The 15325-nt window shown below is 48.6% G+C and carries 6 protein-coding genes; 1 reads left to right on the top strand and 5 read right to left on the bottom strand.

Going from position 1 to position 15325, the window contains the following annotated elements; all coding sequences use genetic code 11:
- Positions 1 to 542: 542 nt before the first annotated feature.
- From ABD846_RS01210 to ABD846_RS01200, 3 genes are all read right to left on the bottom strand, one after another.
- A complete protein-coding gene (locus ABD846_RS01210) occupies positions 543 to 1706 on the bottom strand; it encodes a PepSY-associated TM helix domain-containing protein (RefSeq protein WP_344821842.1) in 1164 nt (387 codons plus the stop codon).
- Between the two features lie 2 nt (positions 1707 to 1708).
- A complete protein-coding gene (locus ABD846_RS01205) occupies positions 1709 to 4105 on the bottom strand; it encodes a TonB-dependent siderophore receptor (RefSeq protein WP_344821840.1) in 2397 nt (798 codons plus the stop codon).
- Between the two features lie 123 nt (positions 4106 to 4228).
- Positions 4229 to 4837 (bottom strand): sterol desaturase family protein, encoded by a 609-nt coding sequence (locus ABD846_RS01200; protein ID WP_344821838.1) that lies wholly within the window; start codon positions 4835 to 4837, stop codon positions 4229 to 4231.
- Positions 4838 to 5355: 518 nt separating this feature from the next.
- Between ABD846_RS01200 and ABD846_RS01195 the strand changes: the two genes are divergently transcribed.
- Positions 5356 to 6693 carry a chloride channel protein gene (locus ABD846_RS01195; RefSeq protein ID WP_344821836.1) on the top strand — a complete coding sequence of 446 codons (1338 nt, stop codon included), beginning with the start codon at positions 5356 to 5358 and terminating at the stop codon, positions 6691 to 6693.
- 8 nt (positions 6694 to 6701) lie between these two features.
- Here ABD846_RS01195 and ABD846_RS01190 read toward each other — a convergent pair whose 3' ends face one another.
- A complete protein-coding gene (locus ABD846_RS01190) occupies positions 6702 to 7460 on the bottom strand; it encodes a 4-hydroxy-tetrahydrodipicolinate reductase (RefSeq protein WP_344821833.1) in 759 nt (252 codons plus the stop codon).
- Positions 7461 to 7672: 212 nt separating this feature from the next.
- On the bottom strand, positions 7673 to 15124 hold the full coding sequence (locus tag ABD846_RS01185; protein ID WP_344821831.1) for a T9SS type A sorting domain-containing protein: 7452 nt from the start codon (positions 15122 to 15124) through the stop codon (positions 7673 to 7675).
- Positions 15125 to 15325 lie beyond the last annotated feature (201 nt).

Below are 15325 nucleotides of genomic sequence, written 5' to 3'. Positions count from 1 at the left end.
CTTATACAGGTCGATCCGAGAAAAAAAGATTAATGTTGATGCTTCAGTCGAGATTGGAAATAATACTGTTGATCTCGTTATCTATAATAATTCGACGAGAAAAATTACTATCTCATATTTCAAAATATACTCATCGCGCTTTAGATGGCTTACTAAAAGGAACTACGCCCATACATGGTATGATGACGGGGAATCTCCTAAGTATCTAATTGCTCCTCACGAATACATTTCAATGAGATTTGAAGACGAATATTCTATAGGAGACAAATTCTTTTTTAGAGGTAAATTAAGAACCTACGTGACGGTTATTGTGGCTGGTAGAATAACTAGAACAATTAAGTTGTAAATCGGTTTCAAAAGTAAGCTGACTGCAAAAAACAAGTAATCATGAAACTTGTAAATCAATTTGTCATTTCGTAGAGTCTGCGCATATTTTTAGATATTAGGTCGCCTTCGAAGTCGAAAATTGAATTTATTTCAGTGAGCAATAACGCTCGCTTGTATAAAACAAATTAACTCTATTTGCTTTAATCTGCGCAACCCTATTTAGTATAAGGGACGTATTTTTTCTTTTTCCTGCGCCCCAGCCAGATCAGGAAACCGGTGACCGGGAGTCCTGCCGCGATCAATCCTGCGACAAATGCGATGATCTTCCCGGGTAATCCCCAGATGGCGCCTACATGAATATCGTAGTTCATGCCGATGAGCTTCTCGCCACGGTTCTTTGCCGCATAAGGCTTACTGTAGAGCAGCCGGCCGGAATACTGATCAAAACGCAGTTCATCGAAATGATAATACACTTCTTTCCCTGCATACGCAGATATGTCGTATACAGCGGTGCCGGAAAAGGGCATACTCACTCCTATCCTGTCTGCCTGCGGATACAAAGAGTCGGCATAATGAAATGAACGGTCGAGTGCATTTACCGTTACCACCTTGCCCGAATCGAGCGAACTGATCTCCTTATTCTCGGGTGCGGCGGTACTGAGCGCTGCACTTACGTACACCAGTTTCTGAAACCAGTCGAACGCCCATACCAATCCGGTTAAGGCAAGTATCGCCGTGAACAACAATCCGTAAAAGCCGGAAACATTATGCAGGTCGTAATTCACGCGTTTCCGGCCTGCACTCCATTTTACCCTGAAGCTTTTGTTGACATTGGTCTTATTCCACTTTTTGGGCCACCATAAAATCATCCCGGAGATCAGCATGATCACGAAGATCAGCGTTGCAATGCCTACTATGGGCTGTCCGTAGGGTGTGTTCAGCAGCAGGCTCCAATGCAGGTATTTGACGATGTTGAAAAATTCATACTTGTGATCCACCACGCCTGTCACCTCTGCGGTATAGGGGTTAATGAGCACGGAACGATAATATCTGATGGCACTGAAATAGGTAAGTGCATCAGGGTCTCCCGCTTTAAATGCTGAAAATTCCCAGGCTCTGTCCGGCTGCCGGTGCGCAACAAAAAAATTCAATGGCTGACCGCTGCCCAGTGCTGCCTGTGCCGCTTTTGTGAGACGGGATACAGGAAGAGGCCTGGCTGAAGCAGGCACTGTTACAAAATAAGTATCGTGGTGCACTGCTTCGGTGATCTCTTTCTGAAATACATATATGCAGCCGGTGAGCGCTACTATAAAAACAACCAGCCCGGACGATAGTCCGAGCCAGAGGTGTATTTTTCCTATTGCCTTCTTAAAGGTCATTGTCAGAATTTATAAGCAATCGTCAGGCGTATATTACGCGGTGCTTCTGCCTGGTAATAGTAGAAGCTGCCGTATCCGTAGTAGGATCCGCTGTAAAGGAATTTGTTCATCACGTTGAACATATTCGCAGTGATGCGTGTATTTCCTTTTTCCCAGAACAAGCCTGCGTCTACGCGCAGATAGTCCGGCAGTTGAGCCAATCCGCTCTGTCCCCATGTCCATGTATCCCGATCTTTCTGGTAGCTGATCCCGCCGCTTACACCTACGCCTTTCAGGAAGCCTTTCTGAACGCCATAGCTCAGCCAAGCGTTTATGTTGTGTTTTGCAAAACCCGGTATACGGTCATTTACCTTCATCGCGGTTACACCGGGAGTCACTTCCGTTACGCGCGCATCCGTGTAAGCATAGTTCGCTATGAGGTTCAGTCCTCTTACGATCTGGCCTTTGAGATCAAACTCCAGCCCCTGCGCACGTTTCTGGCCCAGTACGACAGAGAAGGATTCCCCGGCGGTATTCGCGGGATCGCCGGTGAGCTCGTTGTTTTTCAGAATGCGGTACACTGATACAGTTGTATTCCATTTACCATCAAACCAATCCTTTTTCAAGCCCGCTTCCATGTTATTACCGGTGATAGGTTTAACCTCTGCACCACTTCTGATGATTCCGGACTGTGGCGTAAATGCCTGGTCGTACAAAGCATAGACGCTGAAATCTCTCGTAACGGAAACGCTCAGGCCGATACGCGGTGTGAATTGCTTTGCCGTTTTGGCTGTGCCACCGTAAGAAGCCTGACTCACATCGGTATATCTTCCGGCCAGCGTCAGACGCACACGGTTATCGAGAAAACCAAGTTCGTCCTGTACATACACCGCGGAGTAACGCTGATCAATGTTTCCGTAAACAGCGCGGGTGGCAAGACTCTGACTGCGATCAAACACAGGATAACCATTGGCAGGAGCAGCGGCATTATTTGTGTAAATATTATAGCTTCCCGGAGTGTCCAGGTTGTGCGACTGATTCCAATCGGCCAGGTAATTCTTGTTACCCATATCCAATCCTGCAAGTATGCGGTGACGAACCGGGCCTGTGTGCACATCACCGTTCAGGAACACCTGTCCGAGTTTCATAGTCGACGCGGCATCCCAGATACTTACCGAACGAATCATATTTCCTGCGGAATCGACGCTGGAGGGCCACATGGACGATCCGATCTGGTTGTAGGAAAAGTAAGCGGCCTGCGCAGTAAGCTTCCAGTGATCGTCGATCTTGTGCTGAAAATTCAGAAAGGCACTGTGATCGTTGATTTTGGTCGGATCGAGTCCCGGACTCATGATGGAATAACCAACCGGGAATTCACCATATCCTTTCGGAGAGTATACGTAATAGCTACCCACGTTCGACATTTTTGCATGTTGCAGGGTGTATTCAAATGTCAGACTGGTTTTATCATCTATCTTATAGGTGATCACCGGTGCAATACTATAGCGGTCGTTGAATTCATAGGGGCGGAAAGAACCTTTGGTCTGATTCATCAGGTTAAGGCGATAAAGCACTTTCCCTTTTTTATCGAATTTACCATCAAGATCCACGGTCGCACGGTAGAGGTCAAAACTTCCGAGCGTTAATGAGGCCGAACCGTTAAAATCACTACCTGTAGGCTTCTTCGTCACCACGTTATACAGTCCGCTCGGATCGCCGTTTGCAAGCATAAACCCTGCAGGTCCTTTAACGAATTCAATATGATCCACAAAGCTCATGTCCTCGGTAAGCGGTCCCCATGCCGAATTCACTACGTTGAAGCCATTGCGGAATGCTGACAGCTGAGAACCACGAGCATTGATACGGGTGTACATATCCCCCCAGTGCTCGAGACGCGTAACACCGCTCACATTACGGATCACACCATCACTCATGCTTGTCACCTGCTGATCTTTCAGAGCTTCTGCCGATACCACCTGTACGTTCTGGGGAATTTCCAGCAAAGGTTCGTTCAGCCTGAGACTTTGTGAAGGCTTATCTGTTTTGTATTTATTGCGGGTGGATTGGATCACCACTTCATGGAGCAGCTGCTGTGCAGAAACATTCAGTTGCAGGGTTGTGCTGCTTGTTTTACCCGCCGCCACCAGCACGGATTCCGATACTTTCGCATAACCGGGAATGTCTACTTCCAGCATCCAGGTACCATCCGGTATGTTTTCAAAATTAAATGCGCCGCTGTTATCTGTTAACGCAGCCTTGTGCAGCGCTTTGATGATCACCTCGACATTTTCAGCCGGTCGCTTGTCTGCGGTAATTACGGTGCCTTTTATGCTTCCGGATTTATCTTCCGCACGAACGGACAAAGACACGCAGAGCATCAATGCGCATAATTGCAGGAATTTGGGTATTGCTTTATTCATCTTTCCGATTTTGCGCGCAAAACTCCGGCATCCGGAAAAGTCGGGCTTTCAGAATCGGGAAAATGTGTTTACAAAAAGAGGAATTAAGCAAAGCGTCATATAAACACGACGCGGTGCGTTGTGTTATTCGGAACGGAATACTTTGTCCCAAAGCACCGAACTCACGCCATATCGTTTGTGGTCGTCCTGATAATGATGGAGCATATGGTGTCGCTTCAGCTGTTTCCAGAATTCGGATTTAAAATTGTAATGGTGCATCGCATAGTGGCACATGTCATATGCGAGGTAGCCGGTTACAAATCCCGGAAAAAACGCGTAAAGGTGAGCCGGACTCAGCAACAACCCGAAGAGGAAATAGAATACCACTGCCAGCGGAAGGCTTGCCGAGGGCGGCATTACCAGTCTTTTGGTATCGTTCGGATAATCATGGTGCACACCATGAAAAATGAAGTGGACTCGTTCCATCAGTTTTCCTTTGGGCGTAAAATGAAAGACATAACGGTGTAACACGTATTCTGCCAGCGACCAGAGCAGGACTCCGAGAACGAAGTAGGATAATACTGTCCAGAACGGGGTTGCAAATTTCAACTGACCCTGGAAAAGAAAATATCCGATAATCGGAATGTAGATAAAAAGAGGAACGGAGAAATGCACTTTGGAAAGTGATTCAAGCAGATTACTGCGGAACATCCGCACAGATTCTTTTGAGTTGGAGACAAAATTCTTTGCCATACGGTTTGGTTGAGTCCTGTGAATAAAAGTGAGCTGAGCGAAGGCGGGTTTACCCTGCAAAAGTAGCATGCCGCCCATCGCAGATGCATTACAAAAAAACAGTATTAACACAGTGCTCACAATAACCGTGGATTGTGCTGATACTACTATAACACCTGCAAATAGTACACTTTCATGAGAGATAGCGTATTGTGCAACATATACCCGTGGCTTTGGGTGGATGCTTTACACAAAACATTAGGATATTATATGTTATTACCCATAGTAAACTTACCGCGACGACGGAAAGCGGACTGCCGTATTGCTTATGTACTGGTCTGGCGGGAATATGTTTTTAACGGCGCACTTTTCTCAACGAGTGAACCGCGCAAAAAAATTAAAAATGTCACTTATCGACACATTAGCGCAGTTGGCCTTTCATCATTGCATTTCGATAACAGATGCCGCGTCTATGAATACTACCTTTGCAGTTGTTCTTCAACCGTATATCAGCGGGCGTCTCCGCCAGTCAGTTAAAAATGTTCCACTATCTAGCCAGTAACATCAAGGCTTATCTGAATGCCGCATCTAACCGGCATCTTAAAAAGTCGATTCTGAATGCGCTCCCCTTCTGGGTGGGAGCCCTTCTGACAGGTCTTGTAGCTGTGGCCTACGCACGTTTGTTCGGTATGGCAGAAGCCGCCAGCATCTATCTGTTCAAAAAACTGCATTGGTATTTTTTACTTGTTACGCCGGCGACTTTTGTACTCGCCTGGTACCTGGTAAAGCGGTTTGCTCCGTTTGCACGGGGTTCGGGTATTCCACAAGTGAGCGCCGCCATTGCCTTATCTAACCCTAAGGATTATTCCAGGGTAAACCGGCTGCTCAGCATCCGGCTTGCGGTTACCAAGATCATCTCAAGCCTAACAATGGCCCTGGGGGGTGGCGTAATCGGGAGAGAAGGACCCACGATCCAGATTTCCGCATCCATATTCAAAGCGATCAATGAACGGCTGCCGGCATGGTACCCCCGTGTATCGCGTCAAAATATGATCATCACCGGTGCCGCAGCGGGACTTGCCTCTGCGTTCAATACTCCGCTGGGCGGTATTGTATTTGCGATCGAAGAGCTTACGACCACTCATTTCAGTTATTTCAAATCGGCGCTGCTCACAGGAGTTATCCTGGCAGGACTTACCGCACTCACGCTATTGGGACCTTATTTATATCTCGGCTATCCGCGACTGCAGGGATTGCATTCGGGAATCGTTGTAGGGGTGGTTTTTGTAGCATTACTTTCGGGAGCTGCTGCAGCGGTGATGGGACAGGCCATTTTATGGCTTACAGCGCGCAAGAAGCAGTTGCAGCGGCGGATTCCGGAATGGATCATTGTGGCATTTTTCGGATTGCTCATTGCCGCAACAGCTGTGCTGATCAATCCGGATGTGCTGGGTTCCGGCAAAGAGCTGATGATGCACGGGTTATTTTCTGCTGACAAAGACATCAGTTGGGAAACGCCGCTGCTGCGCTTTTTAGGTCCTGTGATTTCTTTTTCATCGGGTGCCGCAGGCGGCGTGTTTGCACCTGCTTTAAGCGCCGGATCCAGTATAGGAAATCTTACGGCACAGCTGTTCCATATAGGCGGGTCCGAAGCCAATCTGCTGATACTCGCGGGCATGACGGCCTTTCTTACAGGCATTACAAGAAGTCCGTTTACGTCGGCCATTCTTGTTATCGAAATGACGAACAGTCACAGTGTCATCTTTTACATCATGATCTCTGCGCTGGTAGCCAGTCTCATTGCCAAAATACTGGCCCGGCACCCGTTTTATGAGCACCTGAAAGACCAGTATCTGAGAGAGGTGGAACAGGATTAACTGCTCCCTTACGCGATCTGCTGCGCGAAGTAAGGTGCAAGCAGGTCTTCAAATTTGTAAAATCCGGCCGGTTTACCCGACAGGTGCCTTGCTGCGAACAACGCTCCGTTACCAAATGCTTCACGGGAAATAGATTCGTGAACAAGACGCACGGTCTGAAACGGAAAACCGAAGATTACCTCATGCTTACCTACAATTCCCCCCGCCCGGATGGAGTTGATCTTCTCATGCTCCAGTTCAAGCGCATTTGCAATCTTTACTGCGGTTCCGGATACACCCTGCTTATTGCTAAAATGTTCTTCCACAATCTCAATATCCACTTCCGGGGCAATCTTCTGAAGCAGGCGTGCAGAAAACAATAGGTAATTTACGCCGAGCGTGATATTGGGTGACCAGAAAACAGTGGTGAGCAAGGCAAGTTTCCGCAAAAAGCCGATCTCTTCGGAATTATAATGCGATATGGCCGATACAATGGTGATACCCCTTTCTGCGGCCTGGTCCCCATAAGTCCATATACCTTCAGAAGAGGAAAAATCGATAATGATATCCACCGGGTGCTGTTCCAGTAAAGTGTCCACATCAATTGAGGATGGTGAAAGAATGGTTGCGCGATCTGCAGATTCAATTCCGAGGAATTCGGATGCGGAACGATGATCAAGCGCGCTGCCGCGTCTGTAGATCCATTCGAGTGAACAATCTTTGGCTGCCAGGATAACTGATGCCACGGAACGACCCGTTTTGCCAAAACCCATCAATCCTACTTTCATAAGCAAGTCAAATTTAAAAGTGAGTAAATAGCCGCAGGACAACCAAAAGAAGTGTGCGTTGCACACAGAGATACTGAAAAATGGTTGCGGCGTGTGAACATCGCAAAGATACGGCTTTATTTCTTGAGGGTCTGACAGCCATCTCCGTGCATAAAAAAAAGCACCCGGCCTGTGCAGGCCGGGTGCTTCTGAAATCAGCAGTTTCAGACTGCCTATTTATTTGTCACCTTGGTAACACGCTGTTGAGCGATCTGCTGTATGCCCTCTTTATCGAGGATCACAAACATATACACACCATCTGCGAGTTTGCTCAGGTCTACTTCTTTTGTTTGCTGACTCTGGATGATCACACGACCACTCAGATCTTTCACCTGTACCTGGACAGGCATAGGGCTTGCGATGGTTACCTTGCCGCTGGTTGGGTTCGGGAACACTTTGATTTCCGCGTTACCCAGAGAAGATTGATCAATGCTCAACCAATCGTCCATAGCTTCAAGCGGTGTCGATTCACCTTCACAGTTGTTCGTAGCCGTAACACGTACTTTATACAAACCTTTCAATGTGATATCGTAGAAGCTGGCAGTACCTCCTGCGGCAGCAGGAATATCCAATCCGTTACGTATCCATTGATAAGTCGGGTAAGAGATCGTCGTTGTCAGTCGGTCTCCTGTACGTACAATTACCGGAACCGGTGAAGGCAGGATGTTCACGGTTATTGAAGAAGAGGTGGTTGCACATCCGTCTGCATTACGCACTTTAACGGAGTAAACACCACTGTTCTTAATCAGCACCGCGCTGTCGATCAGTCCGTAAACGGTAGTACCGCCGCGCATCCATTCGTAAGAGAATCCACCGGTACTGGCCTGCAGCAATATACCTTCGTTTTCACATGCGGTGGTCGTACCGCCTGGTACGGTGATCACTGCCGGAGGATTCGGTTTTACAACCATTTCCACGTTACGGCTTGCTGCCGCACAGGTAGAAGTTCCGTCGGAAGCCATCACACGGTAGTAGCCGCCTGTGGTCACCAGGTAAGTTGCGCTTGTGGCGCCAGGGATAGCAACGTTGTCTTTACGCCATTGGAACGTAACACCGGGTTTACTTGCAACCGCAGTCAGGAGCACGGAAGAACCGGCACAAAGAATGCTGTCTGCAGGCTTCGTAATGGTTACGGAATATCCGGGGTCATTAACGATCATTTTCACCTGGTTACTGTATGCAGGACAAGGAGACAAAGCAGAAGTTACTTTCACCATGTATGTTCCCGGTTCTGTTGCACCCAGATCGCTGAATTTCCATCCCGGAATAACAACGCTGTCCAGCATCCAGTCATAAACCGCTCCGGTGTAATTAGTCGCATTGAACTTCACCGTATCCCCGAGACAGTAAGTGATCGGTGTGGTGGAAGGAGCGACAGTAACGCTCGGATGCGGCGTCAGTTGCGGAATCTGGAACGCAGATGAATAAGCGGTATCATGTGTATTGTTACAGATTACTGCGAATTTGTACTCATAGCCTACGAGCGTGTCGGCAGCAATAGTAGTATCCACTGCACCCGCTATCACCGTCCATGGTGCCAACGGAGTAGAAAGATCGCGGCGCATCCAGAGGTATTTGATTCCTGGTACCAGACTGATTGTCGCACCGGTGTCGGTAAGCTGCAGGTAGGTCCCTTTACATTTACCCGTTCCCGAAGCCATGGAACTGCGGATGTTACCTGCCATAGGCGTACCATCACAAGGTGCATAGTTCAGGTTGATGTCATCGAAACCAACACCCGGATAAGCATAGGCACCTGAAGGAGAAACCGTTTTCTGGAATCCGATGTAGTAAGTGCCGGATGTACTTGGTTTGAACGTTGTGTCGAACTGTGCGTAAGTTCCGTTAGAAACCTGGCGCAACGCGAGCAGCGTGTTGGTCATACCTCCCACGGTCTGGGTTTTACCATATTTAACGGCCATACGGTTTTGTGTATAGCTGGAAGTGGAAATGTACCAGAAGCTCAGTTCATATTTGTAACGGGAATCCAAAGCCAATCCCGGGGTAAACCAGTAGTTGTCATCAGTTACAGTAGGGTAACCATAGGATGCCGTAGCATAATATCCGAGCATGTATCCGCCGATCAGGTAAGATTTACCGCCCGGTGTGTGGTTGGTAATCGGACTGATTGCACCTTTACGAACGCTCCAGATATAACCGTAAGTGGATCCGTAGCTCATACCCCAGTCGGTAGCTTCGGAACACAGTGGTTTCGTATCAAACGGTGTGGATTCGAAATCTTCGGTATAAGGAACAGAGAATGCTCCAACTTCCACGAGTACCGGACTGGTGGTATCCGTTATACCTGTAGCAGTACACTTAACAACTGCGCGGAACCAGGTATCGGTAAACAGAGGATCCGTTACGTAAGGAAGCGATGTTCCACCGGTTGTCGTCCACGGGCCGGTTGCTGAAGGAGCAGAAAGCCATTCGTAGGAAAGACCGGTAGCAAGTGTGGTACCGTCGAGATTAAGTGATGCAGATCCACCGGCAGAACAAACGTGTGCCGGATCGCTGTTGATCGTTCCCGCAACTACAGAAGAGGAACAAGGAGGTACTTCCTGCAGTCCGATATCGTCGATAGCGGTTCCGCCGTAGTAGTCGTACCCTGCCAATCCTGTTTTGATTCCGAAATAGAAATTACCGGAAGCAGTTGGAGTGAATTGCGCCTTGTACTGTTTGTACATGGTTGTTTTAATTCCGGTAAGATCAGGACCGAGCGCTGTCGTCATGGCAGCTTTTGTCTGTGCCGTACCATAGTATACGCCCAGGGTTGCAGCAACCGAAGGGTCATATCCGCTACGAACATACCAGAAACTGAATTGGTAAAGGCTGCCTGCCGTGAGCTTGATTGCCGGTGTGAACCAGTATTCATAAGCGCCGGAGTAATACAGCGGATAATATCCGGTAGACAGATAACGGCTTCCTCCCGGAGTATGGTTATCCATAGACGGAGCATACATCGGACTCAGCGGAGCACCGTAAGTGTACCAGTATGAGTAAGAACCCCAACCGTAAGTGTATCCCGCACAAGGAGCATTGGTTCCAGGTGCAACGGTCTCAAACGTTTCAATATAAGGAGGAATCACAACGCCTACATCTACTTTAATAGTGGAAGAGGCAACGGTGTCTCCCGTATAGCTACAGGTTACCACGCACTTGTACCAGGTTGTCGCACTGGCAGAAGTGGAATAGCCCGGGCTGGTGAGCAGGCCGCTTAAAGTAGTAAATCCGGACGTTGGTGACGTTGTGGAGGAATACCACTGATAGCGTAACCCGGCAGCCCTGGATGCCGTAGACATATCCATAGACAGACTCACAGCGCCGGCAGAACACAACATGGTAGGTGTTGCGGCAACAGTGCCTGCAACCGGTTTAGCCGTACATGGAGGTAACTGCTCGAGGTTGATATCGTCAATGGACGTTCCGTAATAGTTATATGTATTGTTGTTCATCTTGATACCTAAGTAGAAGGTACCTGTAGATGGTGCGACGAAACGGCCGATCAGCTGTTTGAAAGAAGAGCTGGAAGCAGTAAAGTCGGGAATGATCGCGGTAGTCATACCGGCAGAAGTCTGCGCCGTACCATAATACATACCGAGTATACAGGTTGCTCCGTAAGAAGACAGTGAATACCAGTAAGAGAATTCATACGTAGAGTCTTTCGTGAGCAGGATGCCCGGTGTAAACCAGTAGTTGGTTGCATAGCTGGAACTGTAATAGCTACCTACTGCATAACCTGCAGACAAGTGCATTACACCGCCCGGAGTGTGGTTGGTATTACCCGCATAATACGGATACGTGTCGCCCGCTCTGATACCCAGGTAATAATAGCTGCTTGCGGTGTTGGACCATCCGTAAGGTGAATAATACGAAGCGCAGGGTGTATTGTAGCTGGCTGTTGTACGTTCGAAATCCTCTTTATAGGGAGGAATCACATATCCTACATTCACCACTGCTGCTGTTGATGTGTCGGACAAACCTGTAGCCGAACACGTCACGATACAACGATAGTAATATCTGCCGGGTGTGGACAACGTAGGTGTCGTGTAATCTGCATATGTAGCGCTGGTACCGGTAGCTCCACCGAAGCCGCTTGTGGCGGATGTTGTGGAAACCTGCCATTGATAGGTAAGACCTGATGAAGCGGAGGTTCCGCTCAGGCGCAATACGCTGGTACCGGAACTGCAGATCATGGTATTGGTAGCGTCTGCTTTTCCGGCAGTTGGTCGTCCGGTGCAGGCGGCATTTTCAACCAGTGACATATCATCAAGCGCAATACCGGGGTAACAATAACCCTGCATATTTACTTTGATACCGATATAGTATGCAGCCGTGATAGGAGCCGTGAAGCTGCGGGAAAGCTTGCGGTAAGTTCCGTCGCTGGCCAGGATGTTGGTGTCCAGACCTCCGAGACGGTAAGTCATACCCGCCGCTGTCTGAGCCGTTCCGGCGTACAGACCGAGCTGAACCCAGGGTTGGTTATTATAGTCGGAACTATAACCGGATCCGCTGAACCACATGCTGAAATTATATGATTTACCCGCGGTCAGATTCATAGAAGGAGTAAACCAGTAGTTACCGGTAGTGGATGAATAATAACCTCCCAGGTAATAACCCGCATAGAGGAATTTCTTACCGCCTGTGGTATGATTCGCGATACCTGCGTAGGAACCGGTCATAGCAGCATCATACAGCCACCAGTAGGATGTAGAGCTCCAGGAACCGGTATAAGATGCACAAGGAATGTTGATACCGGCTTTAGCAGCTTCGAAGTCTTCGTAGTATGGTGGATTCAGCGGTGTGATCTTCACCTCTACAGAAGCTGAAACATCTGAATTAGGTGTCGGTATCAGACCGCAGGTAACGCGGCAACGATACTTTCTCGAAGTCGTAAGTGTAGGCGTTACGTAAGAAGGTAATGTTGCACCGGAGATGTCGTTCCATCCTGTGGAAGAAGAGTCCTGCCATTGGAAGGAAAGATCCGAAGCAAGAGAGGTACCGGAAAGACTTACTGTCGTAGATCCCGAACCGCAGATAACAGAAGGCGTTGCAACTGCTTTACCGGCTGTTGGCTTAGCCGAGCAGGGAGGCAATTGATCCACTCCGATATCATCGATCGCAAATCCGTAGTAACAGTAGTTTTTGTGGTTCACCTTAATACCGACATAGTAAGTACCTGTAGCCGGAGCGATGAATCCACGCTGGAACTTATCGTAGGTAGCTGTACTCAGTGCATCGATATAAATGGTGGTATCGTCCCCGGTTGTAATGGTCATTGCAGCAGCGTTCTGCGCTGTTCCTGCGTAGATGCCCATATCGGTCGGATAGGAAGAATAATAAATCGGATAATACGCACTGTTACTATACCAGTAAGACACATTATATGCTTTTCCGGCAGTAAGCGCGAGTCCTGGTGTGAACCAGTATTCTGCATTGCCGGTTCCGTAACCGAGGTAGTACCCTGCATGCAGGTAGTTCGTACCACCGGCAGTATGGTTTTTAATACCCGGTGCGTAAGTCGCATCGTAAGGAGAATTGGCCAGGTTCCAGTAGTAAGGGCGCGTATTCCAGTAGGTAGATCCTGCACAAGGCATATTTGTACCAGCTGTTCCGCTTTCAAAATCCTCAAGATAAGGAGGAGTAATCGGCGTCGTGATCACTTTCACCGTATCGGAGTAGGCAGAGAGACCGGAAGCCGTACAAGTGATCTTACAACGGAAATAGTAGGTGTTAGCTGCAGTAATCGAATAGGAACCGCTTAAAGTACTGATACCTGCCGATGAGAAAGAAGTAGGTGTACCGCTTGCCACTTCCCAGCTATAGCTCAGACCAGAGTATGCCGGAGTGGAAGACAAAGACAGTGTTGTGGATCCCGGAACGGAACAAATAGCGTTCGGGGAAACTGCTGCCTTGGAACCGACTTTCAGATCAGCCGCCGTAACAGCAGTAGAACATGCAGGCAGCTCGATCAGGTTAAAGTCGTCGAAAATACCTCCTCCGTAATAAGCGTAGGACATATTATCGCTTTTCGCAGCCATATAGTAGGTAGCGGTAGTGGTCGGTGTAAAGTCCACCACAGCCTGCTTGTAGGTATTATTAGCATCAACCCAGTCTGTCTTCAGCGCAGTCATGCCGGAAGGTGTCTGAGTGGTACCGTAATACATCCCGAAACGGATACCGGTTGTGGAGTAATATGAAGACACATACCCTGCAACCCGGTACCAGTAGGAATACCGGTAAGTCTTACCCGCTTCCAGCCTGATACCTGGTGTAAACCAGAATCCGGACTGACTCGAATAAGAACCCGTATAATACACATAATAACCTGCAACGAGATAGTTTGCACCTCCCGGAGTATGGTTAGAACCTGCATAAGGATCGTAAGTGGCACTGATCATTTTCCAGTAATCTGTACCGTAAGCAGAAGTAACGCCGGTACTGAACAGAGGAAATGCACCTGCACAGGTAGCATTGTTACCAGGAGTCAGACTTTCAAAAGTTTCACTGTAAGGTGGCAGCAGCGCTGTACCAACGGCAACGGCAACTTTCGTTGAGGTATCGGCAGAACCGCCTGCAGAGCAGGTAACCCAGCAACGGTAGTACAGAGTACGGCCCGTGGGAGGTATGTAAGAGTATGTTCCGGGATAGGTCGTTGCCGTACCCAGAGCGTTCCAGGTACCTGCAGCACCCGTAGAAGAAGTATCCCAGTGATAAGTGAGTGAAGAAGCTACCGTAGTACCGCCGGACAATGACAGCGATACGGGAACACCCGCACAGGCAGTTGTGGAAGACGCTACCGCCGTACCTGCCGTAGGCGTACCGGTACATGCGGGAGGATCGATGTTGAACTGCATGTACGGACGATACGACGTCGTTGAGCTCGTAAGCGACAATGTGGAAGGGGTGGAACTACCGGTATTGATCCAGTTGGTCCAGGTGGTGGACGCATTGTACTGGTAACCGACGTTGTATCCCGATCCGTATGCGTAAGAAAGATAATAGTATTCAAACTGGCCACTGGAAGAGCTTCTGCGATGGGTTACGATGATGCAGAGGTTACCGGTTCCCGAATACACGAACGGTGTGGTGAGTGTAACGGTTTGCCATCCGCTGGCAGTGCTGTTGGCAAAAGTACCGCGGAATACTTCCTGGAATCCGTCCAGTGACAAAGGTGAAGAAACCGCTTTTGTGGTTCCCACTTCTTTCATGAAGATGTAGGTGGAATCCAGCGTAAGCGAGGGGGAGGTACTTCCGGAATACTTATAAATGGCGTAGGAGTTGATGGTCCCAGCGATTCCGATTTCCGAAGCGCCGTAAATAGCGGCATTCGCTCCATATTTATAATAAGAATAAATACCGCTGTACGCGCTCGAGTACGTATACATGTCGCTCATGGTACTCGAACCGGGAGGCGAACCAAAAGTCTTTATGATGGCCTGCGCCTGTCGGGGCGTAAAGCCCGCTGCAAGGAATACAAGCAGCATAAAAGGAGCCAGCAGCGTCCTTCCGGAAAAAGACCGGCGGTGATCCGGTTTGCCGGGAGAACCCGAACACGCATGGCCCGGAAATGAGGGTCCGGTTTCGTTCCATGGAGGGGTTAATAGAGTTAATACTCGTTTCATAGGCTAAGTTTTCGTTAAATCCGAAAATACCACTATCATATAGATTTTAAAACCCATTTGTGGTAAACAGCATTTTTTGAGCGATAAACGACACCAAAAAGTGACGAACGGAGTTTATCCGCAAGCCTGCCATACAGCAGTTGGTTCTGTCAATCCGTAAAGAAATATAGGCAGATCCGTGCCGTCCGTATATGCAAAAAA

This window comes from Rurimicrobium arvi, assembly GCF_039540495.1.
Classification (GTDB): domain Bacteria; phylum Bacteroidota; class Bacteroidia; order Chitinophagales; family Chitinophagaceae; genus Rurimicrobium; species Rurimicrobium arvi.
The sequence above is the reverse complement of the archived record's forward strand: the minus strand, read 5'-3'. Positions and strand labels throughout refer to the sequence as shown.

Excerpts from the sequence above, each read along its gene's own strand:
- ABD846_RS01210 (WP_344821842.1), bottom strand. The coding sequence starts at position 1,706 with ATGACCTTTAAGAAGGCAATAGGAAAAATACACCTCTGGCTCGGACTA.
- ABD846_RS01195 (WP_344821836.1), top strand. The coding sequence starts at position 5,356 with ATGTTCCACTATCTAGCCAGTAACATCAAGGCTTATCTGAATGCCGCA.
- ABD846_RS01185 (WP_344821831.1), bottom strand. The coding sequence starts at position 15,124 with ATGAAACGAGTATTAACTCTATTAACCCCTCCATGGAACGAAACCGGA.
- ABD846_RS01190 (WP_344821833.1), bottom strand. The coding sequence starts at position 7,460 with ATGAAAGTAGGATTGATGGGTTTTGGCAAAACGGGTCGTTCCGTGGCA.
- ABD846_RS01205 (WP_344821840.1), bottom strand. The coding sequence starts at position 4,105 with ATGAATAAAGCAATACCCAAATTCCTGCAATTATGCGCATTGATGCTC.
- ABD846_RS01200 (WP_344821838.1), bottom strand. The coding sequence starts at position 4,837 with ATGGCAAAGAATTTTGTCTCCAACTCAAAAGAATCTGTGCGGATGTTC.